The sequence below is a fragment of the Paractinoplanes hotanensis genome (genome assembly GCF_023717965.1).
GTDB lineage: Bacteria > Actinomycetota > Actinomycetes > Mycobacteriales > Micromonosporaceae > Actinoplanes > Actinoplanes polyasparticus.
In genome coordinates, this window is sequence record NZ_JAMQOL010000006.1 from 242,752 (window position 1) to 268,371 (window position 25,620).

At 71.1% G+C, this 25,620-nt stretch carries 24 protein-coding genes and 1 pseudogene; 12 read left to right on the forward strand and 13 right to left on the reverse strand.

The genetic code is table 11. From position 1 onward, the window contains the following. Positions 1–34 precede the first annotated feature (34 nt). The 3 genes and pseudogenes from LXN57_RS05505 to LXN57_RS47835 all read left to right on the forward strand — a co-directional run bounded on the left by LXN57_RS05505 (position 35) and on the right by LXN57_RS47835 (position 3,236). Positions 35–763, forward strand: coding sequence for a class I SAM-dependent methyltransferase (locus tag LXN57_RS05505; RefSeq protein WP_251796876.1), 729 nt, complete (start codon positions 35–37; stop codon positions 761–763). 27 nt (positions 764–790) lie between these two features. Continuing rightward, positions 791–1,498, forward strand: coding sequence for a carbon-nitrogen hydrolase family protein (locus LXN57_RS05510; RefSeq protein ID WP_251796878.1), 708 nt, complete (start codon positions 791–793; stop codon positions 1,496–1,498). Between the two features lie 276 nt (positions 1,499–1,774). Further along, positions 1,775–3,236, forward strand: a pseudogene (locus LXN57_RS47835) (NF041680 family putative transposase). An 8-nt stretch (positions 3,237–3,244) separates the two neighbouring features. On the opposite strand, the gene LXN57_RS05525 reads toward LXN57_RS47835, so the two are convergent. Next, a complete protein-coding gene (locus LXN57_RS05525; RefSeq protein WP_251796882.1) occupies positions 3,245–3,973 on the reverse strand; it encodes a class I SAM-dependent methyltransferase in 729 nt (242 codons plus the stop codon). 30 nt (positions 3,974–4,003) lie between these two features. Between LXN57_RS05525 and LXN57_RS05530 the strand changes: the two genes are divergently transcribed. From LXN57_RS05530 to LXN57_RS05545, 4 genes are all read left to right on the forward strand, one after another. Further along, complete coding sequence (locus LXN57_RS05530; RefSeq protein WP_251796885.1) at positions 4,004–4,396, forward strand: RidA family protein; 393 nt, start codon at positions 4,004–4,006, stop codon at positions 4,394–4,396. A 507-nt stretch (positions 4,397–4,903) separates the two neighbouring features. After that, the gene (locus LXN57_RS05535; protein ID WP_251796887.1) at positions 4,904–5,389 is read left to right on the forward strand and encodes a hypothetical protein; all 486 of its coding nucleotides are present in this window, start codon (positions 4,904–4,906) and stop codon (positions 5,387–5,389) included. A gap of 73 nt (positions 5,390–5,462) precedes the next feature. Continuing rightward, a complete protein-coding gene (locus LXN57_RS05540; RefSeq protein WP_251796888.1) occupies positions 5,463–5,933 on the forward strand; it encodes a hypothetical protein in 471 nt (156 codons plus the stop codon). A 1,187-nt stretch (positions 5,934–7,120) separates the two neighbouring features. Next, complete coding sequence (locus tag LXN57_RS05545; protein WP_251796890.1) at positions 7,121–7,774, forward strand: COG1361 family protein; 654 nt, start codon at positions 7,121–7,123, stop codon at positions 7,772–7,774. 75 nt (positions 7,775–7,849) lie between these two features. Here the strand turns inward: LXN57_RS05545 and LXN57_RS05550 are convergent, their stop codons facing one another. From LXN57_RS05550 to fdxA, 8 genes are all read right to left on the reverse strand, one after another. Then, the gene (locus LXN57_RS05550; protein ID WP_251796892.1) at positions 7,850–9,166 is read right to left on the reverse strand and encodes a DUF4407 domain-containing protein; all 1,317 of its coding nucleotides are present in this window, start codon (positions 9,164–9,166) and stop codon (positions 7,850–7,852) included. A gap of 115 nt (positions 9,167–9,281) precedes the next feature. Next, positions 9,282–9,926, reverse strand: a complete 645-nt coding sequence (locus LXN57_RS05555) for an SIMPL domain-containing protein (RefSeq protein WP_251796894.1) — start codon at positions 9,924–9,926, stop codon at positions 9,282–9,284. Between the two features lie 9 nt (positions 9,927–9,935). Beyond that, a complete protein-coding gene (locus LXN57_RS05560; protein ID WP_251796896.1) occupies positions 9,936–10,403 on the reverse strand; it encodes a hypothetical protein in 468 nt (155 codons plus the stop codon). 89 nt (positions 10,404–10,492) lie between these two features. Further along, positions 10,493–11,599 (reverse strand): S8 family peptidase, encoded by a 1,107-nt coding sequence (locus LXN57_RS05565; RefSeq protein WP_251796897.1) that lies wholly within the window; start codon positions 11,597–11,599, stop codon positions 10,493–10,495. Positions 11,600–11,676: 77 nt separating this feature from the next. Then, a complete protein-coding gene (locus tag LXN57_RS05570; protein ID WP_251796899.1) occupies positions 11,677–13,332 on the reverse strand; it encodes a hypothetical protein in 1,656 nt (551 codons plus the stop codon). Then, positions 13,329–13,739, reverse strand: a complete 411-nt coding sequence (locus LXN57_RS05575) for a hypothetical protein (RefSeq protein ID WP_251796901.1) — start codon at positions 13,737–13,739, stop codon at positions 13,329–13,331. The genes LXN57_RS05570 and LXN57_RS05575 overlap by 4 nt, the downstream gene beginning before the upstream one ends. 97 nt (positions 13,740–13,836) lie before the next feature. Then, on the reverse strand, positions 13,837–14,928 hold the full coding sequence (gene dapC / locus LXN57_RS05580) for a succinyldiaminopimelate transaminase (RefSeq protein ID WP_251796970.1): 1,092 nt from the start codon (positions 14,926–14,928) through the stop codon (positions 13,837–13,839). Continuing rightward, complete coding sequence (fdxA, locus tag LXN57_RS05585) at positions 14,925–15,251, reverse strand: ferredoxin (protein ID WP_221375661.1); 327 nt, start codon at positions 15,249–15,251, stop codon at positions 14,925–14,927. The genes dapC and fdxA overlap by 4 nt, the downstream gene beginning before the upstream one ends. A gap of 83 nt (positions 15,252–15,334) precedes the next feature. On the opposite strand from fdxA, the gene LXN57_RS05590 reads away from it, so the two are divergent. Further along, positions 15,335–16,294: a GNAT family N-acetyltransferase gene (locus LXN57_RS05590; RefSeq protein ID WP_251796903.1), complete on the forward strand. Its 960-nt coding sequence runs from the start codon at positions 15,335–15,337 to the stop codon at positions 16,292–16,294. On the opposite strand, the gene LXN57_RS05595 is transcribed toward LXN57_RS05590, so the two are convergent. From LXN57_RS05595 to mshB, 4 genes are all read right to left on the reverse strand, one after another. Further along, the gene (locus LXN57_RS05595) at positions 16,291–16,761 is read right to left on the reverse strand and encodes a hypothetical protein (protein ID WP_251796904.1); all 471 of its coding nucleotides are present in this window, start codon (positions 16,759–16,761) and stop codon (positions 16,291–16,293) included. The genes LXN57_RS05590 and LXN57_RS05595 overlap by 4 nt on opposite strands. Positions 16,762–16,790: 29 nt before the next feature. Beyond that, positions 16,791–18,530, reverse strand: a complete 1,740-nt coding sequence (locus tag LXN57_RS05600) for a VanW family protein (protein ID WP_251796906.1) — start codon at positions 18,528–18,530, stop codon at positions 16,791–16,793. 139 nt (positions 18,531–18,669) lie between these two features. Further along, the gene (locus LXN57_RS05605; RefSeq protein WP_251796908.1) at positions 18,670–19,173 is read right to left on the reverse strand and encodes a hypothetical protein; all 504 of its coding nucleotides are present in this window, start codon (positions 19,171–19,173) and stop codon (positions 18,670–18,672) included. After that, positions 19,170–20,072 (reverse strand): N-acetyl-1-D-myo-inositol-2-amino-2-deoxy-alpha-D-glucopyranoside deacetylase, encoded by a 903-nt coding sequence (mshB, locus tag LXN57_RS05610; protein WP_251796909.1) that lies wholly within the window; start codon positions 20,070–20,072, stop codon positions 19,170–19,172. The genes LXN57_RS05605 and mshB overlap by 4 nt, the downstream gene beginning before the upstream one ends. Before the next feature lie 93 nt (positions 20,073–20,165). On the opposite strand from mshB, the gene LXN57_RS05615 reads away from it, so the two are divergent. The 4 genes from LXN57_RS05615 to LXN57_RS05630 all read left to right on the forward strand — a co-directional run bounded on the left by LXN57_RS05615 (position 20,166) and on the right by LXN57_RS05630 (position 25,601). Beyond that, positions 20,166–22,022: a S9 family peptidase gene (locus LXN57_RS05615; protein WP_251796910.1), complete on the forward strand. Its 1,857-nt coding sequence runs from the start codon at positions 20,166–20,168 to the stop codon at positions 22,020–22,022. A 68-nt stretch (positions 22,023–22,090) separates the two neighbouring features. Continuing rightward, positions 22,091–22,678 carry a Uma2 family endonuclease gene (locus tag LXN57_RS05620; RefSeq protein ID WP_251796912.1) on the forward strand — a complete coding sequence of 196 codons (588 nt, stop codon included), beginning with the start codon at positions 22,091–22,093 and terminating at the stop codon, positions 22,676–22,678. 32 nt (positions 22,679–22,710) lie between these two features. Continuing rightward, positions 22,711–24,147, forward strand: coding sequence for a TldD/PmbA family protein (locus LXN57_RS05625; protein WP_251796914.1), 1,437 nt, complete (start codon positions 22,711–22,713; stop codon positions 24,145–24,147). Next, on the forward strand, positions 24,144–25,601 hold the full coding sequence (locus LXN57_RS05630; RefSeq protein WP_251796915.1) for a TldD/PmbA family protein: 1,458 nt from the start codon (positions 24,144–24,146) through the stop codon (positions 25,599–25,601). Before LXN57_RS05625 ends, LXN57_RS05630 begins: the two co-directional genes overlap by 4 nt. Positions 25,602–25,620 lie beyond the last annotated feature (19 nt).

The window sequence follows — 25,620 nt, forward strand, 5'->3', positions numbered from 1 at the left end:
TTTGGCCCCCCGAAGGAGTGGCTACCGTCGTCGAGTGCGCATCGGGCAGCAGTACGGGGAAACCGCCGGCGAGCGCGCCACCGGCTGGGAGTTCGCCTGGCTGGACGGGCGCGACGTCGGCTCCGAGCCGTCGTGGTCCTACCCCACCATGGCCCGTACGCTGCTGCGCCGCGCTTCCTCGGCCCTGGATCTCGACACCGGCAGTGGCGAGTTGCTCGCCGAGCTGGTCCCGCTGCCGCCGCACACCGTCGCGGTCGAGAGCTGGGCCCGCAACATCCCCGTCGCCCGCGACCGGCTCGCGCCCCTCACCGTCGAGGTGCTCACCGAGCTCCCCGGCGGCGAGGACGAGTTCGACGTCGTGCTCAGCCGTCACGGCCGGCTGCCGGCGGCCGACATCGTGCGCCTGCTGCGCCGCGGCGGCACTGTGCTGACCCAGCAGGTCGGCAGCGACGACCTGGCCGAGCTGAACGTGGCGCTGGGGGCGCCGCCGGCTCACCGCCAGCCTTGGAACGCCGACGTCGCGGTCTCGGCGCTGACCGCCGCCGGCCTCGAGGTCGTCGACGTGCGTGAGGAACGCCCGCCGGTGACCTTCCACGACGTCGGCGCGGTGATCCGCCAGCTGCGGGACCTCCCCTGGCAGATCCGCGACTTCACCCCGAGGCACTACCAGCAGCCGTTGGAACGCCTCGACACCTACATCCGCCTGCACGGCGGTTTCACCGTCACCGCCCACCGTTTCCTGGTCGAAGCCGTCCGTCCCTAACCACACCCCCCGCAGAAAGATCGGCCCATGCGCTCGTTGGTCCTCGCCGTAGCCCAACCGCCCGTCCACGCGCTCGACATCGCCGCCAACGTGACCCGGCACGCGGCCGCGGTCCGTGCGTCCGCCGCCCGGCTGGTCGTCTTTCCCGAGCTTTCCCTCACCGGGTACGACCTGGACGCGCCCCTGCTGTCACCGGACGACCCGCGTCTGCACCCGCTGATCGAGGCCTGTGCCGCCACCGACACGGTCGCACTGGCCGGCGCCCCCGTCGCCGGTCCCCACATCGCGACGCTGCTGATCGACGGCGCGGGCGCCCGGGTCGTCTACCGCAAGGTCAACCCGCACCACACCGAGTCTCGCTTCCAGCCGGGCCCCGGCCCCGAGGTGATCGAGGTCGACGGCTGGCGTCTGGGCCTGGCCATCTGCCGCGACACCGGCGTCGAGGAGCACGCGGCGGCCACGGCGGCGCTCGGCGTGGACGCCTACATCGCCGGCGTCGTCGACGTTCCCGCCGACGACGTGGTGGTCGCCGAGCGTGCCCGCAGGATCAGTCAGACGTACGGGGTGTGGGTCGCGGTCTCGTCCTGCGCGGGCGCGACCGGCCCCGACTATCCCGAGACCGCGGGCCGCTCGGGCATCTGGGCGCCCGACGGCTCGGTGGCCGCACGGGCGAGCCGGGCCGTCGGCGAGATCGCCCGGGCCACCCTCTACGCCGAGCAGCCGGCACCGGTCTAGGGTCTGTTTCGCAGTTGGGGTGGGAGCGAGGCGCGGTCCAGATTTCGTCTGGTGGTGGCCCGTGGAAGCCCGGCTCCCGGTGTTGGAACCGGGTTTTCGCGGGACGCCGCCAGGCGGGATCTGGGCCTCGCCGCAGCCCCGCCTCAACTACGAAACAGACCCTAGCTTGAGTTTTAACGTGTGGCTGGGTGGTATCGACCCCGGCTGATTATGGGGACAGCCCTTGATTGATCATTCCTCTTGTCTAGGGAAGAAGATCAAATCAACGGCTGTCTGGTGTTCAGTGTGCAGGATCAAGACCCGGCCGGTGGGCTCGGGCGGCTGGCCGGGTTCCGCGATGAGTTCTACCGTTGTCTGACCGCTCGCTCGGATGCGTTGTTCGAGTTGGTGGACGCCTTGTTATGCCAGGACGGGCCGGTGCGTTCACCGGTGGAACTGTCCCTGGCCGGTGAGCATCGGCGGGGTCACGGCTCGTTGTATGCGGCGTTGAACCGCGGCCGGATCGACATCGACCGGCTCCGGACCGCTCTGGCGGCGGTGCCGGTGCCCCGGGCCGCCGACGGACGTATCGTCCTGGCGGTCGATGTCACCTGCTGGCTGCGCCCCGAAGCCCATACCAGCCCCGACCGGGTGTTGTGTCACACCTACGGCCGGGGCAAAGACACCCACATCATGGTTCCGGGCTGGCCGTATTCACTGGTCACCGCGCTGGAGACCGGCCGCAGCTCCTGGACCGCGCCGTTGGACATCTGCCGGCTCGCACCCGGCGACGACGCCGCCACGATCACCGCCGGTCAACTCCGCAACGTGGTCCAACGACTGATCGCCGCCGGGCAGTGGCAGCCCGGCGACCCGCACATGTGGATCGTCGCCGACGCCGGCTACGACGGCCCACGCCTGGCGTTCCTGCTCGCCGACCTGCCCGTGCAGGTCTTGGTCCGGATGCGGTCCGACCGGGTCCTGCGCCGACCAGCCGGCCCACGGCTACCCGGCACCCGCGGACGCACCGTGCGACACGGCGGCGAGTTCATCTTCGGCGACCCCACCAGCTGGGGCAACCCCGGACACCACCACCAGCACCGAGACCCGCCTCTACGGCACCGCGTTGGCCCGCTCCTGGAACCGGCTGCACCCGCGACTGACCCACCGCACCGCCTGGACCAGCCAACACGGCACCCTGCCGATCATCGAAGGCACCGTGATCCTGCTGACCGTCGAGCGGCTACCGTCCGGCGCCACCGCGAAACCGGTCTGGCTCTGGTGGTCGCAACCCACCGCCAGCACCACCGAAACCGGTCTGCTCTGGCAGGCGTTCCTGCGCCGCTTCGACATCGAGCACACCTTCCGCATGCTCAAACAAACCCTCGGCTGGACCCGCCCGAAACTGCGCGACCCTGCCGCCGCCGACCGGTGGGCCTGGCTGATCCTGACCGCCTACACCCAACTCCGCCTCGCCCGCACCGCCGTGGCCGACCTCCGCCGGCCCTGGGAAAAACCCACACCACCCGACCGGCTCTCACCCGCCCGCGTCCGACGCGGATTTCGGCACCTCCGCAGCAAAACCAGCAACCCCACCGCTGCACCGAAACCCACCCGGCCAGGACCAGGCCGACCACCCGGACACCGCAACCGTCACCCAGCAACCCGCCACGACGTCTACCTCGCCAGCGGCGACACCTGGAAAACCCAGCCCAACAAAAAGAAACCCATCAATCCCAGGCCCCGCCGCACAGGTTAAAACTCAAGCTAGCTCCGGCGGGCCAGCACCAGGCTGGTCATCAACTTCAGGTGCACCGTTCCGCCGAAGCCGTCGATTGCCGCGTCCAGCCCTTCGAGGGTGCGCCGCTGCTCGTCAGCCGTGTGCCGACGGAACGGCGCGAACGTCTGCATCAGCTCCAGGTATCGCTGCTTCGGCAGGACCGGGTACGAGGTGAAGCAGCGCTCCACGACGTCGGACCACACCCCGGAGGCGACCACGTCGTCGCGCACCCAGTGGTCGGCGCGTTCCACCACTGTCGGATCGACCGACCGCAGCACGTCGCCGATCGCGCGATCCTGCACCGGGTCGGCGTAGGCGTATTTGTGCCCGAACACCGCGAGGGTGCCGCCCGGAGCGAGCGTGTCGAAGGCCCGGCGGTTGCGCGTCGCGGCATCCATCCAGTGCCAGGCCAGCGCGCAGGCGACCAGTTCGGGCCGGCGCTCCGGCGGCGACCACTGCTCGAACGGCGCCACCACCACGTCGACCTGCGGAAATTTCGTACGCAGCACAGCCGCCATCCGCGGGTCGGGTTCCAGGGCGGTGAGCCACGTGTCGAACCCGACCAGCAGTTCGGTGCCCTTGCCGGTGCCCGCACCCAGCTCGACGATGCCGTCGGGCGGGCCGCCGTAGTCGAGAATGCCCCGGCGCACCTCGTCCGGATAGCCCGGCCGGACGTCGTCGTAGAGGGCTGCCACCTCGCCGAAGACCTGCGCCATGGGCCCGACCGTAACGGTTAGGCTCGATGCATGCAGCACCATGTCCGACCGGCGGGGTCGCCGCCCACCAACAACTACAGCCACGCGGTCGCCTTCACCGGCACGACGATCGTGGTGTCCGGGCAGGTGCCGCTCGACGCCGAGGGCCGGCTGGTCGGCGAGGACGACGCGCTCGAACAGACCCGCCAGGTGTTCCGCAACATCGAGTCGGCGCTGGCCGCGGCCGGCGCCGGACTGTCCGACGTGGTCAAGCTGACGATCTTCCTGACCAACCTCGCCGACCTGGCCGACTTCCGTACGGCGCGCGACGAGGTCATCAACCTCGACCGGCCCCCGGCAAGCTCGCTGGTGCAGGTGGCCGGACTGGTCAACCCGGACTTCCGCGTCGAGGTCGAGGCGGTCGCGGTTCTCCCCGCCGGTTGAACCCGCCCGGCCCCGGTGGCCACCCGCCCGCCGACAGAAGCGTCGCCGGTAAGCATCTTTCAGGTGAGCGATCCGGCAATTTCGCTTAACCCATTCGGGGAAAGCTGCCCTTGCAGCACGGCAAGCATCGCGATTAAAGCTCGCCTTTACTCGCGTTGACGACTCCTTTTCCGGGTTACGGCCACAATGGATCTTTCGGCCGCTTGAGAAGGTGGCGCCCGGCTGATACGCCGGCGTTCGCCCTGCCTGACGCCACGACCAGCAGGTATTGGTGATCACGAGCACGCGGGACACGCTCGATGTCTCACCACCTCGTCAGCCTTACGGGTTAATCCGATCATCGGCAATCGACTGACTTCGCGTTCCGGATAGGACGGGCAAACGCACTATCGCCCAACCCTTCTCGATCCGCCATCTTTGTCCCAGCGCCGGAACGCTTCGAGCACCGGCCACAAATCATTCCGAGCAACACCCGCGATTAGTCGCCCGTTCCTGGAGGACCTTCCGATGCGCAAGATCACCAAGCGTTCCGCCGCCGTCATCACCGCTGCCGTTGTCGCAGTCGGCGGAGGCGCGGCCGCCTGGGCCGCCTGGTCCGTCAGCACGACCAGCTCCGCAGTGGCAACGACGGGCAGCGCTGCTCCCGTTGAGGTCACGGCAAGCGCCCTTTCGCCCGCGTTGGTGCCGGGAAACAAGGCATCCGTTCAGGTCACGCTCAGGAACCCGAACAACTTCCTCGTCAAGGTCAAGAAGGTGGAGATCACCAGCATCACGACCACCAAGACGGGCTGTGGCAACGGCAACTTCGCTTTTACGAAGCCGGAGATCACGGAACTCACGCTGAGCCCGGTATCGGTTCAGGGTGACACCCAGAACGTCACGCTCACCGATGCGGTCTCCCTCAAGAACGACCCGAACAACGCGTGCCAAGAAGCTGAGGTCACTGTCAACTACAAGGTCGACGCTGAGAGCACCGAGCCCGCCACCCCTTGATCGCTCCTGGTGAAGGGGCAACTCCGCCCCTTCACCACTCTGCCGCGGACTCGGAGATGAAAGAAGCGGAACGATGAAGCGCTGGTACAGCTGGACGGGTGCGGCCGTCGCGATCCTGGGCAGTGGGATGCTGGCCGGGATCGGGCCGGGCTCAACGCCGCCGGAGCAGGACATCGCCCTCACCACGTGGCACGGCGGCCAGTCGGATTACCGCTTCGATATCCGGGCTTCGTCGGTTCGCGGGCTGTACCCGGGCGCCAAGAAGCCGATCGATCTGACCCTGGTGAACTCCTACCCCTTCCCGCTGAAGGTGTCTGCGATCGAGGGCAAGTTGGCCGGCACCTCGCGACGTGGCTGCCGACCGACATCGAGCAACCTCACGGTCGGCCGGTTCGGCAGCAAGCTGCCCCTGACGCTGCGTCCGGGCACTCGCACCAAGGTCGGAAGCATCAACGTCCGCATGCCCAACTCCGTGGTCGACGCCTGCCAGCGCACGACTTTCACTATCCAGATCACCGGTCGAGCCGCCAAGGCGGGGCGATGAGAGGCGGGCAAATCGCAGCGGTTCTTGCCATCGGAACTGCGGGGCTTGTCGCGGCGGGTAGTGGAATCTCCGCTTGGGCGAACTGGGAGACGAATGCGCCATCAGGGCAAGCTCAGGCCGTCACTGGTCGTGTGCCCGCCGTTGCTCAACCCAAGGCGGAGATGTCGGGCGGCAAGCCCAAGGTCGCCTGGGCAAGACCTGACACCGCGCCGGACCGAGTAGTCAACGGCTACGTCCTGGTCCGCATGCATGGCGGCGCCACCCAGGTCGTCTGCACCGTTCCGGCCACCACGCGGGTCTGCGTCGACAATGTCCCGCCGGCAGGGTCCGTGACCTATGCCGTTCGGGCCACGGCCGGCACCTGGTTCGGGCCCGACAGCCCGCCCTCCGCCTCCCTGCCGATCTCTGTCGCCACGGCAACCCTCGCCAAGCTGGCCGCTCCTGCGAGTCCGGCAACCGATTCCGGCGGACCAGTTGCCATGGTGCCCGTGCCAGCCACTCCCACACCGGCGCCGACCACTGAGTCCGCCACAAAACCGGCTGCCGTCCCCGTGACCACGACGCCGGTTCCGGCGCCGCCTGAGAAGGCCGAAGACGACACTGCACCCCCGCCCGCGCCCTCACCCGCGGAGGCGAAGCCTGCGACCACGGCTGCGGAACCGTCCGCCAGCGGTTCGGCCGACGAAGGCATTCCGGAATAGGTGGGGTAATGATCGAGCCCGCGGCGGGGTCCCACGCCGCGGGCTCGATCGATTTTGCGCCTCGGACGGATTAGGCGGAAAACTCGAATTACGACCGTACATTCGGCGGATGGCGGTTCGGCCGGACCGTACAGAAATGGCGGGGCCGGCTTCGGGCGTGGAGCCGGTGGCCGTACGCCGGGAAGGGCCTTTGTATCTCTCCCGCGCCTCGACAAGCGTGAATATTGCCGGGTCAGGGCGTCGTCGTGGGCGCCGGAATGCCGGTTGGCCACGGGATCGGTGGACGATGCGTCGATGGCGATTTGCCGCGTCGATCCCTCTTTGGGGTTAGGCCGGACAGCCTCAACTGTGCGATTTATGCGCGCAGAACCGGGGACGGAATCCCGATCACACGACCCAGCGTCGTCGGCGACCGTTATTACACAAGTAGTCCCCACCCACCGCTGAAGGAGGAAGGCGCCGCATGCGTAAGACGGAGGCATGGTCATGATGCGGCGGGATCTTCTGCTCACTCGGCTCCGGGAGGGCGGCGGCTTGAACGACCGCGTCCACGACGGCAACGGGATCACGGATATGCACATCGAACTGGATGCGGCCGACCACGAGGAGCCGACGTGGGAGGTCCGGCACCCGGGGGTGTCGGCGCGTAAGAAGCGTCTGGACCGGCGTACGCGGATGATCCTCGGCATCGCCGCGGCGCTCGCCGTCGTGGTCAACGCGGGTGCGGCCTGGGCGTACTGGCAGATCACCGATTCGGAGGTCGCGCACGCGGTCGACGGCCCACCGGTCGCGATGTCGCTGCGGGCACGCTCCGACCTCAACGAGTCGCTGCGGCCCGGCGCCACCGGCGACCTGATCGTCACGGTGACCAACGACAACTCGTTCCCGATCAAGATCACGTCTGTGACCGCGGGCGGGACGGTCTTCGCCGACGCGGAGCACGAGAAGGCCGGCTGCAAGGCCACCGGCGTGAAGCTGAGCCGGCCCGAGTTCGAGGTGCTGTGGGAAGTGGGGAGCAACTCGATCGGCGCGTTCAACGTACCGGCCGGCCTCACCATGCGCCCCGACTCGCTGGAGGCCTGCCGGGGGGCCACCTTCACGGTGCCGGTGCTGGTTTCCGGCGTACGCCGGGAAGGCTGACCGCGCCGAACCGGCTGGCCCGAGCGTCTCGGTCTCGGCCGCAGTCGGGCCCTGGTGCCGAGCCCGCGCGTCTCGCTACTCGGTCTCGGCCGCGGTGGGGCTCTGGTGCCGGGCTCGGTGGCCGTTGAGCAGCTCGGCCGCGAAGGGGCGGTGGTGCCGGCCGGGGTGGGCGGTGAGCTCGCGGATCTCGGGTGGCACGACCACCGACGTACGCAGCACCGCGCTGGCCCGCTCGGCCGAATCGCGCACCACGTCCTCGTCGTGGCTGGCTGTTTCGATGCCGTCGGCCACCACGCGGGCCATCGCCGCTCCGTACGTCCGGGCGTCCTGGATCTCCCGCTCGTGGATCAGACTCGCCTCGTGCTCGCAGCGGCGGGCGAGGCGAGCCTCGTTGCGTTCGTAGCCGTTGCCGCGGGACGCGAACTTGAGTCCCACCGCGGCGCAGTCGAGCGCCACCAACAGCAGCGTGATCCCCAGATAGAAGACCCCGACGCCCCAGAAGTCGCTGGTCACCAGGTGCCACATCGCGGCCGTCCGGGCGCCGAAGCCGGAGTCGGCCTCGACCGCCTTCTCGTTGGCCTCGCGCTGTTCGCCGATCTGCCGGGTCAGGCCGGCCTTCTCGTCGGCCCGCGCCTCGCGGGAGGTCCGCTGCGTGTCGAGCAGCCGGCCGGCCCGCACGTCGAGTGCGGTCGCCTCGTCGTCAAGTGTCCGCGACCGCCGTACCAGCTGATCGCAGTAGCCGCCGGCCGGGCAGCCGGCAGCCCGGGTCACCCCGTCGCCGGCCGAGTCGTCGACCGCCTGCTGATAGAGCGTGCGGGCGTCTTCCCGTTTCTGGGCGGCCCGGTCGCTGAGCGCGCGCACGGCAGCGTCGTCCCCGGCCGTCTCCCGGTCGATCTGGGCCAGCCGGGCCGTCCACGTGCCGACCGCGCCGTCCCGGTCGATGCGGCTCAGCTGCTGGTTGTGCACCTCATTGAGCCGCGCGTCGATCTCCCCCTGATAGCGGGCAAGCATCAGCGGCTCGGTGATGAGCACGGCGAACAGCAGCGCCAGCCCGAGCCGCCCGGCGTACAGGCCGATCGTCGGCTTCTTCAGCAGGTGCTTCGGATCGGTGGAGTCGACCTGCTCATAGCTGATGGCGACCCGCCCGACCACCGCCCGGTCATAGGCGACGACGCCCGCCGCGACCAGCGGCCCGACCAGCCACCGGTACCAGGGATGTTCGTAGTTGGTGCTGGCGTCGATGAACGCGGCGCCGCCGAGCGTGGCGTACAAGAAGTACAGGAGGATGAAGACGCCGATCGCGGAGTACAGCACCCGGTCGGTGTGGGTGGTCACGCTGGCCGGGTTGACGTTCGCCACCCGCAGCAGCACGTCTCGGCGGCCCTTCGGCATGCAGCCGAGTCTTACTGATCATCCCGCCCGCCGCGCCGAAACGGCTTTATCCGGACACACCGGCTCTCCGCGCCGATCACCCGACCGCCTCACGCGCAGCCAAAGAACGGCAGTGTCAGGGGGCCAGCTCGGGCTGGGTGATCGTCACGCGGACCGTCACCGAGGCCTGGACGGTCTGGGGCTGCGGGTCGATCTCGAAACCGGCCGATTCGGGCGCGCCGGCGTCGAACGCCATCGCTCGCATCATCGGGCCGCCGCCGCTCGTGCCGTCGTCGGCGATCTCGATCAGCTTGTCGATGCTGGCGCCGACCGCGGCCGCGTACTCGCGGGCGCGGGACAGCGCGTCGGCGATCGCCTCGCGCCGGACGTCGGCGCCGGCCCGGCTGCCCGGCCGCAACTGCCACCACGGCCCGGCCACTGCCGCGTGCTCGAGCGCGGCCAGCCGCAGCAGGAGCTGACCAAGAGGTTCGAAATCGGTCACGGTCACGGTGGTGCCGACGCTTCCGGTGTACGCCACCACGCGCTCACTGCCCCGCTTGAGCTCGGGGAACACTCGTACGCCACCGGTCTCGCGTCGCTCGATGGCGTCACCCGCCCCGGCCAGCAGGGCGTGCAACTCGTTGGAGCGCTCGACGAGCCGCGACACCACGGTCTCGCGGTCGCGGTCGCGCGCCGACAGCGTGACGGAGACAACCGCCTGCTCGGGCGGCACCTCGCGGAACGCCTCGCCCCGGACCACGATCGTGGGTTGATCGGCCATGCCCCGACGCTACCCGGCCGGTGCACATTCCGCGCCGGCCGCGGGACGGGCCAGTTCGGTCAGGCAGTCGCGGGCGTCGGCGCCGAGCCGGTCGGCGTCGGCCGGTGTGAGCGGGCCGGTCTCGGCGCTGTCGATGCGGCCGCCGCGCGCATGCAGGCGGAACAGCCCGCGTGGACCGATGATCACCCGGAGCGCCGGCTGTTCACGGCCCTCGTCGATCAGTCGGTAGGCCTCGGTGATGCGGCCCCGGGCCGCATCGAGGATCTCGCCGCGCGCGACGAGCGGCGCCGTGGCCGCGATCATGCGAGCCGATTCCACGGCCTCGAGAAGGCCCGCGGCGACCCGGGCCGGGCCCAGTGCGGGCCACCAGCCGGGCTGCAGGCCGATGTCGACAAGGCGGCCGACCGGGTCGACGACCGCGAAGGCCGTGCCGGTACGGTCCGATCCCGTTATCCGATTTGGACGATATGAAGTCACCGGTGCTCCCCCGATCTCCGGTACGACTGAGGGTAGCGCACAATTTTGCCCGGGCGAGTGCCATACCGAGCCGCGTGAGACCGCGCTGATCAGGAACTACGCCGTACCCGAAGCACCATGACGACGGAGAGACCGGCGATCAGCACGAGCACGCCGACGCCCACGATCACTGACGGCGACGGGCCGCTGTCGCCTGTGGACGGTGCCGCGGCCGGGGCTCCCGCGGGATTCCGCGCGGGAGCGGAACTGGGCTTCGGCGCTGCGCGGGGTGCGGTCAGGGCGGCGATCAGGTCGAGCTGGCCGGCGCCGTAACGATCGTCGCGACCCCTCGCACCCCGGTCGACCGCTGTGGACAGCAGCCGGTCGACGACCTCGGGCGCGCGCATGTCGGGATAACGCGCCCGGATCAGCGCCACCGCGCCCGTGACCAGGGCGGACGAGACGCTGGTGCCGTTGGTGACGTCGTACTTGTTGCCGGGCCGGGCCACCGGGATGCCGACCCCGTAGGTCACCAGGTCCATTTCGGGACCTCGGTTCGAGAAGGACGCGACGCGGTTGTTGCGGCCGACCGACCCGACCGCCACGACGTGCGGGAACGAGGCCGGTTCGACGACCCCGCCGCCGCCGTTGCCGGCCGAGCCGACCAGCACGACGTCGTTCGCGTAGGCCTCGGCGATCGCGTCCTCGAGCACCTGATCGGACGGCAGTTCGAAGGACATGTTGATCACCGTGGCGCCGCGCTCGACCGCCCACCGGATGCCGTTGGAGATCAGCAGGTCGTCGTTGACCGGCCGGATCGGCATGACCTTGCTGCGCGGGGCGACCCCGAGCAACCCGGCGCCGTCACCGTGCCCGCGGCCCGCGATCAGCGCGGCCATGCCGGTGCCGTGCGGCCCGGTGTCCACATTGTCGGACGGCTCTTCCCGCGTGACGACCCAGCCCGGCACGGTCGCTCCCCGAAGGTCGCGGTGCCCGGTGTCCACTCCCGTGTCGATCACCGCAACGGTCACCCCGGCGCCGCCCTTGCCCAGTTCCTGGGCCTGGGTCAGCCGCATCGGCCCGAAGTACCACTGCCGATCACGCCAGGAATCGGCCCGAGCCGGCACCCCCGTGAGCAGCACGACGAGCACCACGACACCCACCGCGGCGGCCATCCGCCCGGCAGGTTCCGCAGCAGGGCGTCGAGCCGCAGCCACGACCCCACCCTGGGCTGCTGCCTGTGCCGTAGCCCGGACAAAGAACGGGGTGGGAGCTTTCTGCTCGGCGGACCGGGTCACCCGCGGCGGCCGATCACGTTCGGGCCGGGGTCGTGCCAGTCGTCGTCGATGCCGGGGCTGATCACGGGGGTGACTCCCTCGGCCACCCGCCACAGGTTGTCCGGATCGAAGCCAGTCGGCTCATCGCCGCGCGATCGAGTCTGTCCACGGCCGCCCGGGCCGGCCGACGCGAGATGCCGGTCAGGACCGACCGGGTCGTCTGGTAGCCACGCCGGACGTGGCGCCCGCGCGGGACCACGGCCGCCACCACCCCGGCCGCCACCGGCGGGGCCGGCCAAGGGACCACCAACGCCACCGGCCCCGGCCCCGCCCGCGAAACCGTCCACGGACGCGCCGTCAGAACGGATGTCGCCGGAACCACGCCGGCTTCCGGCCCGTCCCCGCGCAGCCCCCGGACCACGCAGACCACCAGCAGCGCCCCGGCCGAGCCCCGCTCCGGGACCACCGACCCCGTTCAACTGCGGCCCACCGGCACCCCGCCCGACGCCACCACGACCCGGCTCGCCCTCGAAGGAGCCAACGCCGGGCCGGCCACCGCCGCGACCACCCGCGGCCCCCGGGCTGCCGACGCCACCCACGCCGCCACGGCCGGCCACCGAGCCCGGCCCACCGATGCCGGGACCACCCACAGCGCGGCCACCGGCCGGGCCAGGACTGCCGGAACCTCGGCCCGCGGGACCACCGATCGATCCCGGACCGCCGATGACAGCGCCCGAGGGCAGCGTCCGGCCCGCAACCGGACCGCGACCGGGCGCACCGATCGGCGGCCGCCTCGCGCCGCCACCGACGACCGGTCCCCCACCAGGCAGAACACCAGGCACGCCGGCCAACGGGGGTGGCGTCGCCGGTGCAGGAGCACCACCGGGCACAGGCCCGACGCCGCCGCCCTCGCCCAGACCCGGAAGCGGCGGATTGATCACTCCGGCCAGATCAGGACCACCGGGGCGCAGCACAGCGCCCGGCCCGGCAGACCCACCACCCGGACCGGAGGCGTCGGGCGCGATCGGGTCGAGCCCCGGCAACGGCGGCACCGGGTCGTGGGGCACGCTCGTGCTGATGCCCCCGGACCCCAGCCGTCCCGATCCCGGCTCTCCCGACTCCGGCCGCGGCGGCCATTCCCGGGGGGCCTCGACGGTGAACTGAAACGGGTCGGGCACCCTGAGGTCGGCGACCGCGTCCGAGACGGCCCGCTCCATCGCGATCATGTGGTTGCGGGCCTCGACGTCGATCTCGTCCTCGGCGCTGTCGAACCAGCGTGGCACCAGGTCGTCGCTCTTGTCCTTGTACTTCTCCCAGAGCGGCTCGACCCCCTTCTTCGCGCCGTCCAGCGCGTTCAGGATCCGGTCGAGCCCGTTGGCCGTGGTGTCGGCGTCGGCCGAGGCCGCTTCGAGCCGCACCATCAGCCGGTCGAGCTCGTTGAGGAAGGCCTCGGCCGACGCGTTCCGGTCGGGCGGCCATGCCGCCATCAGGTCGGTCTTCGCCGTCGACAGGGCCTGGTGCTGGCTGCGGATCGACGATGCGAGCCGCCGCCAGCCGAGCACCTGCTCGCGGGCGAGCGCGTCGTCCTCGTTCATCACCATCGACCAGATGCGGGGCGTGTTGAAGGAGTCCCACGCCGTGCAATAGCTGCTGGTCAGCACCGGGTCGGTCATATCGCCCGCGCCGTTCCGGGCGCGACCCGCTGCTCGGCGGCCAGCCGGCGTTCCTGGGCCTCGCTCGCGGCGGCGGCCAGGGCGCCGGTGATCCAGTCGGTGCGTTCGGCCGAGCGGCTGTCGGAGGCGTCGAGAGCCGCGGCGACCTTGGCCGCCGCGTCGGCCAGGACCCGGGCCGCGGCCAGGTATTCCTCGACGTTGGCCGTCGAGACCTCCACACTGGCCGCATAGCGGGCCTTGGCGGCGTGCACGCTGCCGCTGGCGTTGTTCACCCCGAAGCGCACACCCGTACCGAGGGAGACCCGGGCGTCGGAATAGCCGGGCTCCAGGGTGCGGGACGTGTCGTCCTGCACCCTGGTGGAGAACTTGTTCAATCCGTCGGTGTCGACCCGAATGCCGTCACTCACGACCGCCTCCCCGCAGCTACGTCGTCTCGCAACGCACCGAGGGTACTGACCGCTGTCGACATGTCAACGCGGTGAGCGACAGCATGATCACCTATGGTCAGGCGAGGCGGGCGACCGCGGCGGCGACCCTTTCGTCGGTGGCGGTGAGGGCGATGCGCACGTGTTGTTCGGCGGCGGGGCCGTAGAAAGCACCCGGAGCAGCCAGAATGCCGCGGTCGGCGAGCCACTCGACGGTCTTCCAGCTGTCCTCGCCGCGCGACGACCACAGGTACAGGCCGGCCTCGGAGTGGCTGATCTCGAAGCCCGCCCGGGTCAGCGCGGCCCGCAGCTGCTCGCGTCGCGCCGCGTACCGCGCACGCTGGGCGGTGACGTGGTCCTCGTCGCCGAGTGCGGCGATCATGGCGGCCTGCACCGGCGCCGGCACGATCATGCCCGCGTGCTTGCGTACGGCCAGCAGCTCGCGCACCAGAGCCGGGTCACCGCCGACGAAGCCGGCGCGGTAGCCGGCAAGGTTGGACCGCTTCGACAGCGAGTGCACGGCAAGCACGCCGGTGTAGTCACCCTCGGTGACCCGGTCGTCGAGCACCGAGACCGGCTGCATCTCCCAGCCCAGCGACAGGTAGCACTCGTCGCTGACCACGATCGCGCCCCGCTCACGGGCCCAGGCGACCACCTTGCGCAGGTGCTCGACCGGCAGCACCCTGCCCGTCGGGTTGGACGGCGAGTTCACCCACACCAGGCGTACGCGGGAATCCGGGCCGACGGCAGTCAGAGAGTCCGACCGTACTGCCGTAGCGCCGGCCAGGCGCACGCCGACCTCATAGGTGGGGTAGCAGACCGACGGGATCACGACCTTGTCGCCGGCCCCGATCCCGAGCAGCGTGGGCAGCCAGGCGACCATCTCCTTGGAGCCGATGGTCGGCAGCACACCGGGATCGCCCGAGGCGCCACAGGCCCGGGTGATCCACTCGGTGATGGCGTCCCGCAGCGCCGGCGTACCCGCGGTCTGCGGGTAGCCGGGCGCGTCGGAAGCGTCGGCCAGCGCACGCCGGATGACCGGCGGCACTGGGTCGACGGGAGTGCCCACCGAGAGGTCGACGATCCCGTCGGGATGCGCGGCGGCCCGGGCCTTGGCCGGTTCCAGCAGATCCCACGGGAAGTCCGGCAGGGCCGAGGCGAGCGCGCTCAGTGCGCGTCACCCCGGGGCGGCTGGCCGACGATGAACGGCGTGTCCTTGTCGATCTTGCCGACCTTGGCCGCGCCACCGGGCGAACCGAGGTCCTCGAAGAACTCGTAGTTCGCCGTCGTGTAGTCCTTCCACTGGTCGGGGACGTCATCCTCGTAGAAGATCGCCTCGACCGGGCAGACCGGCTCGCATGCCCCGCAGTCGACACACTCATCGGGGTGGATGTACAGCATCCGGTTGCCTTCGTAGATGCAGTCGACGGGGCATTCCTCGATGCATGCCTTGTCGAGCACATCGACGCATGGCTCAGCGATGATGTAGGTCACGGGTCTTTCCCTCCAAAGCCACGCCTGCGGGGACCGCCGGCGACAGTTGCAGAGCCTAGTATCTCCGCCGGAGGAGGTGACACGTGCTCCGTCGGCAGGATGTGGGACACCGGGTGGTGGTACGCCGAATTGTAGGCGTTTCCCAGAATCGGACGCTCTACACGGATGCCCTGGGTGAGCTGGTCGACCTCACGGAGACCGATCTCACCCTCGCCACCGCCAAGGGCACGCTCCGGGTGCCGCTGCGCGAGGTGCACCGGGCCAAGCGGGTGCCCGCTGCCCGCCGCCCGCCCGCGGCCGAGGTGATCGCCCTCGAGCTGGCCGCGAACGACGCCTGGCCGGCCCCGATCCAGGGCCGCCTCGGCCACTGGATCCTGCGCGCCGCCGAGAACTGGACCGGCCGGGCGAATTCGGCCCTGGCCGTCGGCGACCCCGACCGTCCGCTCGAGGCCGCCATCGACGCCGTCACCGAGTGGTATTCCGCACTCGGCCAGCGGGCGCTGATCAATGCGCCGCTGCCGCTGGCCGCCCCGGTCAACGCCGCCCTCGACGCCCGCGGCTGGGGCGCCCGGCCGCTCACGCTGGTGCAGACGGCGTCCGTGGCCGCGCTGGCCGGCGCCCTGCCGAAGCAGGACCTGCCGCCGGTCGAGCTGGCCGACGATCCCGGCGACGACTGGTACGCCCTGGTCGCCGAGCACAAGGGCACGCTGCCGGCCACCGCCGTCCGCATCCTCACCGGCCCCGCCGAGGTGGCCTTCGCCCAGGTGCGTGACGCCGACGGCGGCCTGCTCGCGGTCGGCCGGGGCGCGGTGACCGGTCCGGACCGTTGGCTGGGCGTCTCGCTGCTCCAGACCGCACCGCCGGCCCGCCGCCGGGGTCTGGCCCGGCACGTGCTGCGGGAACTGGTGCAGTGGGGCGCGCAACACGGCAGCAGCCGCGTCTACCTGCAAGTCGAGGAGCGCAACACGGGCGCGGTCACGCTCTACGGCCGGGTGGGCTTCACCACCCACCACACCTATCTGACCCGGGAAGAGCCCGTTTAGCGACGCACGACCCGGCGCGGCTTGGCCTGGCGCTGCTCCGAGAAGGCCTTCAGCGAGCGCGACCGGTAGTCGCGCGCCAAGGCCACCGAGATCCAGTAACCGACCAGGGTGCCGCCGCCGGCGAAGGCCAGATAGAGGGCGAACTGCGCGAAGAAGGCGTCGGAGCCGTTGCCGAACGGCTGGTCGCCGCTGACGAACGGTCCCACCAGGAGGGTCAGCAGCATGGCGCCGCCGACGCCGAGCACCCAGTCGGGGACGAGCCACTCCGACGGGCGGCGGTTGTGCGAGGCCATGAACGCGTAGACGGCGAGCACGACGCCGATCACCGAGAACATGACGATCGTGGTGCGGGTCTCGGCCGCGTCGTTGTCGGTGAACGCGAATCGAGTGACCAGGCGGGCCACCACGTTGATCGCGAACAGGCCGACCGCGAGCGCCGCGATCGGGAACCAGCGCTGCTGCCTCATGTGCCCTCCCCGGGGCTTACTCGGCGGGTTCACTCACCGCCGCAGACGAACCGTGGCTCGGGATCGTAGCGCCAAGTGAACTTCTTGCGCTCGACCTCACGGCCATCCTTGCGGATGACGCGCCATGCGTCCTGGGTGAAACCTGGCAGTCCGCTGGAAGTTATGCAGCGGGGGCCCGGTTCGCGATGCACGGTGGACGGGCTCGTCACGTTGCGCCGGGGCCCGTACACGGTTTTGACGCTGTCGTAGACCTTGGTGCTCCACATCGAGACGGTCACCGAGCGCCCGGTCGTGGCGGTGTCGATCAGAATCCCGTACGGCGTGGTGTTCTTGAACTTGAGGTCCAGGGTCGGATAGAAGATCGTCGACTCGATGACCGACGGGTAACGCGAGAAGTAGAACGAGTGCGGCTTGTGCTCGACATCCTCGAGACCCGCGTAGTAGGCGGCGTTGAACAGCGTCGTGGTGAACTGCGACGCGCCACCGCCGACGCCCGGCTCGAGCACGCCGTTCACGATGACCGGCGCGTCCTTGTAGCCCTTGGCGTAGTTGCGCTCGCCGGTGTGCCTGTTGAGCGAGAACGTCGCGCCCGGCCGCACGATCGCGCCGTCGACCGCCTTGGCCACGGTGATGATGTTCTGGCTGCGCGGCGAGCTGCGGCCGCCGGTGAAGTAGGTGGTGAAGGTCGACACCCGCTCCTTGATGCCCAGCTTGGCCACGTCGGCCACGCTGGTGTCGGAGCCGGCCTCGACCAGGACGCCGGTGACCTCGCGCGGGGCCGGGCCGGTCAGCACACCGAGCAGCGCCGGCCCAAGCTTCGCCACGTCGACCACGCGGCCGGGCGCACCGGCCACGATCTGCGGCTTGCCGTTCCGCAGCCGCACGGTGGCCGGCTTGGCCGCGGTCTCGACCTTGCTGAACTGGGCCCGGCCGGCCGCACGCAGCTTCGCGCCGTCGATCGCCGGAGTCAGCACACCCTGGGCGTCGGCCCGGAAGACCAGGCCCTTGGCGAGGGCGGCCGGGGCGAGCCGGAAGGATTCGGCGCCGACGGTCACGGTCACCGGCGCGGCCACGGCGGGCTGGGCGACGTCGGTGATCAGCGCGTCGACCTGTTCCCTGGTCATCGCCGGGGCACGGGTGGTGAGCGGCACGTCGGCCACCTGACCGGTCGGCCACGCGGCCGTCACGCGTTCGGCGGCGACGGCGCCGTCCAGGTCAAGGCCGGCTTGCGGGTACGTGGCCACGGGCGCGACGCCCTTGAAGGTGATCGCCGGCCGGCGCACGGTGACGCGCTCGGTGTTCACGTGCTTGCGGAGCGCCGCCTCGAGTTTGGCCTGCTCCACCCGTACGACCGGGGGAACGATTTCGGCCCCGAAGAGCCGGCGGCCGCTCTTCGCCGCGGCGTCGACCGTCGCCGGCACGTCGAACGCGAGCCCGACCGCCTCGGGCTCGACCGTCACGTCCTTGCCGTCGAGGCGGACCCGGGCCGGCTGGGCCGACCGCGTCGCCACGTGGTCACCGAGCGCCTTCTCGGCCGCGGACCGGCTGAGCGCACCCAGGTCGAGGCCGAGCACCTCGGTGCCGCGCGGGATGTCCCCGGCCGTGGCGTAGGCCCCAGCGCCGCCCGCGCCCACTGCCAGCACGCCGGCGACCGCGGCCGCGATCAGCACCCCACGACGGGAACGCGGGCGTTCCGGAGCCGGCGGCGACGGCTGCTCCTGCCTCGGGACGCCGCGCTGGGCCGGCATCACGACGGTGTTCGAGCTCATCGGCAACGGAACTGTGGCGTCGGCCCCATCGGGGGCCGTAACTCTGCCGTCCGGACCGGCGTTGAGGATGACGGTGTCGTCCGGTCTCGCGCCTTCGGGCCTGGAAGTCACGTGCTCACCTCACCGGTCGGGAACGCCGCTAGGACAGCGTGCGCTTCAAGATCAGGCGATAGGAGTAGACAGCATAGGCCAGGCTGCCGACCAGGATCGTGACCAGCGCGACCCAGTTCTCGCCGCCCAGCAGGTAGTCGCCCTCGCTGGTGCGCACGCCGGCCGCGAACAGCATCAGCAGCGTCCACAGCGCCCAGGGTGGGGCCAGCGACCAGCGACGACGGGTCGTGGTGACCGCGAACCACGCGATGGCCCAGTTGAACGCCGCGGACAGCGGGACGGCCAGCCACAACAGGGGGCCGCCGCCCGAGCCGATCGCGTCGCCGCTCCAGACCGAGACCACGTCACCGGCGCGCAGCGTGCTCAGGAAGATCTCGAGGAGCCCGGTGACGAGCGCGGCCACGACGGCGACCACCACCCCGGCGACGCGGATCAGCGGCTCCCAGCCGGCCCACGGCTGACGCGCCCTCTCTTCGTACGTCTCGGAGGAAAGCTCCTGGGGTTGCACCTCGGCCGCGCTCTCGGTTCTCACCGCGCGGCCGAGTCTGATATGGCCGCCTGTTCCAGGTCGAGACCGCCGAACAGGTCAGCCTCCCAGTTGTGGGGGCCCTCGCCCGGGCCGCGCCTGCCCTTGGCGATGGTGAAGTATTCGACGCCCATGAACTCGCCGCCGAAGTCGCCGGCGATGCCGTAGAGCCACGAGTCGTCGGGGATCTGGGTGGCGTGGGCCTTCATCGCCGCCACCTTCTGCTGGTAGTAGTCGGTGCCGTCGATGCGGGCGGCGATCTCGTCGTCGGGGTGGCCGAACGGCAGATCCTCGACCTTCTCCACATCGGCGAACGGGTTGTCGGAGAGCTCGCGGAACGCCTCCATGCCGTCGCGCAGCACGCTCAGCGGCATCGCCGTCCAGTAGATCTTCTGCGGGCCGTCGTCGCCGGCCAGCTCAGCGGCGCGCATGGCGACCCGGTGGGCCTGGATGTGGTCGGGATGACCGTAGAAGCCGTTGGGGTCGTACGTGATCATGACCTGGGGCCGGACCTCGCGGATGACCTCGAGCAGCAGGGCGGCGGCCGCGTCGACGTCGGCCCGCCAGAAGGCGCGCTCGTGGTCGTTGGTGGGCAGACCCATCATGCCGGAGTCGCGGAAGCGGCCGGCGCCGCCGAGGAACCGGTGGTCGGTGACGCCCAGCGCGGCACACGCGCGGGACAACTCGACCAGGCGGTAGCCGCCGAGTTGGTCGGCCTGCGCGGCCTCGAGCTGGGCCAGCGCGGGGACGTGTATCTCGCCCTCTTCGCCGAGCGTGCAGGTCACGAGCGTCACGTGAGCGCCGGAGGCGGCGTAGTGGGCCATGGTGGCGCCGGTGCCGGTGACCTCGTCGTCGGGGTGAGCGTGCACCAGCAGGAGCCGGCGGGCGGGCAGGGCGTCAGTCACGCGGCAACTGTACGCGGGAGCACCGGCAGTCTTCTGTTGCGCCGTGCCCGGTTTGGGGCGCGCGGGAGGGGCTTGATCGGCGATGCTGTCCGGGTGGACTTCCCCAGGCTCGCGGAGCGCACCGGTCACTTCCGCTACGGCGCGCCGCATGCGGTCACGGTCGGCGCGGACGGCCGGCGGGTGGTGTTCCTGCGCTCGGCCGGTCCGGAGGATCCGATCTCGTCGCTCTGGGTGCTCAACGTCGCCACCGCCACCGAGTCCCTGGTCGCCGCGGGGCCGGTCGGCTCGTACGCCATCGACCGCGACGCCTGCGTGGCCGCCTTCACCCGCGAGGGCCGGCTGTTCCGGGCCGAACTGCCCCGGGGCACGGTGGCCGAGGTGCCGACCGGCGAGCCGGCCGAGGATCCGCGACCCGACCCCGGCGGCATCAACATCGGCTATCTCAGCCGGGTCGGCGGCTCGCCCTCGCTGCGCGTCGTCGGGCCCGACGGCGACCGCCTGCTGGCCGGCGAGTCCGGCAACGCCTGGCGCGAACGGGGTGGCGCGATCGGCTGGGGCCTGGCCGACGAGCCGGCCCGCCGGTTCGGGCGCGAACGGGGCTGGTGGTGGGCGCCCGACGGCAGCCAGATCCTGGCCGCGCGCACGGCCGCGTCGACCAGCCTGCACCTGCTCGACCTCGACTTCGGCTGGGTCGACGTGCACTGGGACCGCGAGACCTACCCGCACGTGGTGGGCGTGCGGTGGGCCGACGGCGGCGGACCGCTGATCACGGTGCTGCGCCGCATGCAGCAGCACGGCCTGGTGCTGGCGGTCGATCCGCGTACGGGGGAAACCCAGGTGCACGCCGAACTGGCCGACGCCCGGTGGGTGGAGCCGGTCGCCGGGACGCCTCGTCACCTGCCCGACGGACGAGTGCTGGTCGGCGGCGAACTGGCCCACGACGGCTTCGACGCGCGTTGCCTGTTCGCCGACGGCAGCCTGCTCACGCCGCCCCACCTGTACGTGCGGCGCGTGGTCGGCACGGTTCCCCGGCCGGGTGGCCCCAGCGGCTTCCCCGATCTGATCGTCGAGGGCACCGACGACGACCCGGCCGCCCAGTCGGTCTTCCGGGTACGGACGTCGCTGGGCGGCGGCGGAGCGGAGGCCCGCAAGATCACCGAGGCTCCCGGCTGGCACCACGCTGTCGCCGGCGGCGGCGTGCTTGTCATCGACGACGTGGTGTGGCGGGGCGAGGCCCGGGTGGCAGCCCTGGGCAACCAGTCGGCGCCACTGCCCTACTCGCCGAAGCCGGCCTTCGAACGGGTCACCGATCGGCGGCTGCCGGCCGCGGTCCTCTATCCGGACGGCTTCGTCGCCGGCGCCAAGCTGCCAGTGCTCCTGGCACTGGGCGAGGGCCCGGGCCGCCAGCAGGTGGTGAACGACCGCAAGGCCTGGCAGGAGAGGCAGTGGTGGGCCGACGCGGGCTTCGCGGTCGTGTCGATCGACGGCCGCGGAACGCCCGGGGTGGCCCCGAGCTTCGAGAAGGTGGTGCACCGGCGCCTGGTCGACGTGGCTCTGTCCGACCTGACCGACGCCCTGCAGGCCCTGCTCGGCAAGCACCCCGACCTCGACCTGACTTCGGTCTCCGTACGAGGAACAGGCGTCGGCGGCTGGCTGGCCGCCATGGCCGTCCTGCGCCGCCCGGAAACCTTCCACCGCGCCGTGGCCCGCCACCCGATCATCGACTGGCACGACGCACCCCCGGCGGTGGCCGAGCGCTACCTGGGCGACCCCCGCGACTCAGCCGACGTCTACGCCCACCACAGCTTGCTCGAAGCCGACCCCACCAACGCCGTCCTCCTGATCGGCCCCACAGTCCACGGCCTCCCTTCGGTCGAAGCCGCCTCCCTCGACGAGGAGCTAGCCTTCCTCCAGGGACGCGGCACGGCTGCTCGATGGCGAAAAAGGTAGTCGCTAGGAGAGTTGTCATGAGACTAGTCTTTATGGGAGAGTCCGACCCCGACAGCTCGGGAGACGCTATGACCACGGTTTTCACTGCGGACAAACCGTCCGCGAACGGGATGATCTTCGCCGATGGTCGGCCGATGACCGGTGAAGACTATCTGGCGCTTGGCGTGACCTCCCCCCGAGTCGAACTCCTCGACGGGAGCCTGCTCGTGACACCCAATCCCACCCGCGCTCACCAGAAAATCGCCCGACACCTGGCCAACACCCTGGAAGCGAACGCCGATCCGGCCCTCCTGGAAGTCGGCGACGCGGTGAACGTCCAGCTCGGACCGGACCGGATGGTGATCCCGGACGTCGTTGTCTTCGCGGCCGACGACGAGGTCGACGACCTGATCATCGACTCGACGTTTGTCGTACTCGTCTGCGAGATCCACTCCCCTTCCAACGCAACCACTGACAAGGTGCTGAAAAAGCACTACTACGCGGTGGCCGGGATCCCGTGGTACCTGATGGTCGATCCCGAGGCCGGGACCTTCACCCTGTACCAGTTGGCCGGGTCGGCATACATGGAGCACTCGGTGACCAAGGTGGGCGAGATTCTGCGGCTCACCGAGCCGGTCATTGTCGACCTGGATCCGGCGACGCTGCTGCCGGACTGATTTCTGTCGTACCCGTCCCCTAGGGTCGGGCCATGAGTCACTTCGATGAGGCTTCGGCGGCGGTGCAGGCCGCTCTCGAGGCCGGGGCGCGCTATGCCGACTGTCGCGTCATGGTGCGGCGCACCGAGTCGATGTCCGCCCGCGACGGTGACATCGAAGAGGTCGACTCGGGCGAGAGCGCCGGCCTCGGCGTCCGGGCCCTGGTCGGGTCCTCGTGGGGCTTCTACGCCGTGCCCGACCTCTCCGATCCGGCCGCCCGCGCCGCCGGCCGCCGGGCCGCGCAGATCGCCGCGGCCAGCGCCACCGTGCCGGGGCCGCCGGTCGAGCTGGTGCCTTCGGCCGCCGTCGAGGCGAGCTGGGCCAACGAGTGCGAGATCGACCCGCTCGGGGTGTCCCTGTCGACCAAGGGCGACCTGCTGGTGGCGGCCACCGCCGCGGCCGGAGCAGCCGGCGCCGATCTGGCCCAGGGCGCCCTCTCCGTGTGGGACACGCGCAAGTGGTTCGTCTCGAGCGAGGGCCACCGCATCGACCAGCACACCCGCGAGTGCGGCGGCGGCGTCTGGGCCAGCGCTTTCGGCGACGGCGAGATCCAACGGCGCTCCTGGCCCTCGTACGGCGGCCAGTACGGCACCCGCGGCTGGGAACTGGTCGAGAGCCTCGACCTGGTCGGCAACGCCGCCCGCCTGGCAGAAGAAGCGCGTGCCCTGCTCAGCGCCCCGCTCTGCCCCACCGGCGAGACGACGCTGGTGCTCGGCGGCGAGCAACTCGCCCTCCAGATCCACGAGTCGGTCGGGCACGCCATCGAGCTCGACCGGATCCTGGGGTGGGAGGCCGCCTTCGCCGGCACCAGCTGGCTCGACCTGCGCAAGCTGGGCTCGCTGCGCTACGGCTCGGAACTCATGAACATCACCATCGACCCCGGCATCCCGGGCGCGCTCGGCAGCTTCGGCTACGACGACGAGGGCACCCCCGCCACCCGGCGCGACGCGGTGCGCGACGGCATCTGGGTCGGCGTGCTGGCCGGGCGCGACTCGGCCGCCGTGGCCGGGCTCGACTACGCGGGCAGCGTTCGCTCCGACGGCTGGGCGCGGCTGCCGATGGTGCGTATGACGAATGTGGGCCTCGAGCCCGGCCCGCACACGCTCGACGAGATCATCGCGGCCACCGACGACGGCGTGTTCATGGATGTCAACCGCTCCTGGTCGATCGACGACCGCCGGCTCAACTTCCAGTTCGGCTGCGAGATCGGCTACGAGATCAAGAACGGCAAGCTCGGCCGCATGCTGCGCAACCCGACCTACACCGGCATCGGTCCCAAGTTCTGGCAGTCGATGGACATGCTCTCGTCCGAGACCGTCGCCTGGGGCACCCCCAACTGCGGCAAGGGCCAGCCCGGCCAGGTGGGTCACACAGGTCATCCGGCGGCGCCGGCCAGGTTCACCGACGTACGCGTGGGGGTGCGGGGATGAGTCTCGAGAGCATCCGGTCCGGGGCCGAGCTCGATCTCGCCGCCCGGGTCGTCGAACTGGTGCGGCAGGCGGCCGGGCCGTCGGCCGAGACCGAGGTCATGGTGCGTCACGACGCCCAGGCGCTGACCCGGTTCGCCGTTTCCATGATCCATCAGAACGTGGCCGACGCGGTCACCACCGTCGGCCTGCGGCTGCACCTCGACGGGCGGACGGCGTCGGGCGCCACCACAATCGTCGACGCCGCCGGGCTGCGCGGACTGGTCGAGCGCACGCTCGCGGCGACCCGGCTGAGCCCGCCCGACGTGACGTGGCCCGGGCTCACCCCGCCCAGCCCGCTGCACCACTCGGCGGGCTACCACGGTTCGGGCGAGCACTCCCGGCTCGACTTCGGCTTCGACGAAGCGACCGCGCGGGCGACCCCGGCCGAACGGGCCCAGCGCGTCGGCGATTTCGTCCGTGCCGCCGGTGGCCTCGAGACGGCGGGCTACTGCCGCACGGTCTACACGTCGGCGGCGTTCGCGAACAGTGCCGGGCAGTCCGTCGAGGGCCGCACGGCCGAGGCCGCGATGGACGGCATCGCCCGCTCCGACGGCGCCGACGGCGTGGCCCGGCTGGCCAGCGGCCGCCTGGCCGAGCTCGATGGCGGCGCGCTCGGGGCCCGCGCGGCGGCCAAGGCCCGGGCAGCGCAGAACCCGGTCGAGTTGCCACCCGGGCGCTACGAGGTGGTGCTCGAACCCGAGGCGGTCGCCGACCTGCTCGACAACTTCTCGGTCTTCGGGTTCAACGGCAAGTCGTACGCCCAGAAACAGTCCTTTGCCGAACTCGGCGCCGACCAGTTCGACCCGTCGGTGACCCTGATCGACGAGCCGCTGGGCAGCCGCGACGAACACGCGCCGGGCCTGCCGTTCGACGACGAGGGCACGCCCCGCGAGTCGCTGGTGCTGGTGCGCGAGGGGGTCACCAAGGCAGTGGCCCACGACCGCACGTCGGCCGCCGAGGCGGGCACGGTGTCCACCGGTCACGCCTCGGGCGCGTCCCGCACGTGGGGCCCCTGTCCCACCCACGTACGGCTGGAGGCCTCGTCCGCCGCGCCCCCGTCGCCCGCGGCCGGCTCGGCCGGGCCGGTGGCCGAATCCGCCCGCCCGCTGGTGGCGCGCATGGAACGCGGCCTGCTGATCTCCGACCTCTGGTACACCCGCGTGCTCGACCCGAAGACGCTGGTCGTCACCGGCCTGACCCGCAACGGCGTCTGGCTGGTCGAGAACGGCGAGGTGACCGCGGCGGTCGGCAACATGCGGTTCACCCAGTCCTACCCGCAGGCGCTGGGGGCCGGCATGGTGCTGGGCATCGGCAGCGAGTCGGTCCTGCTGCCCGACCGCTGGTCCGGCACCCGCTACGCGGCCCCCGCGCTGCACCTGGCCAGCTGGAACCTCACCGGCAACGCCTCCGGCTGATCGGCCCCGCATTGACCGG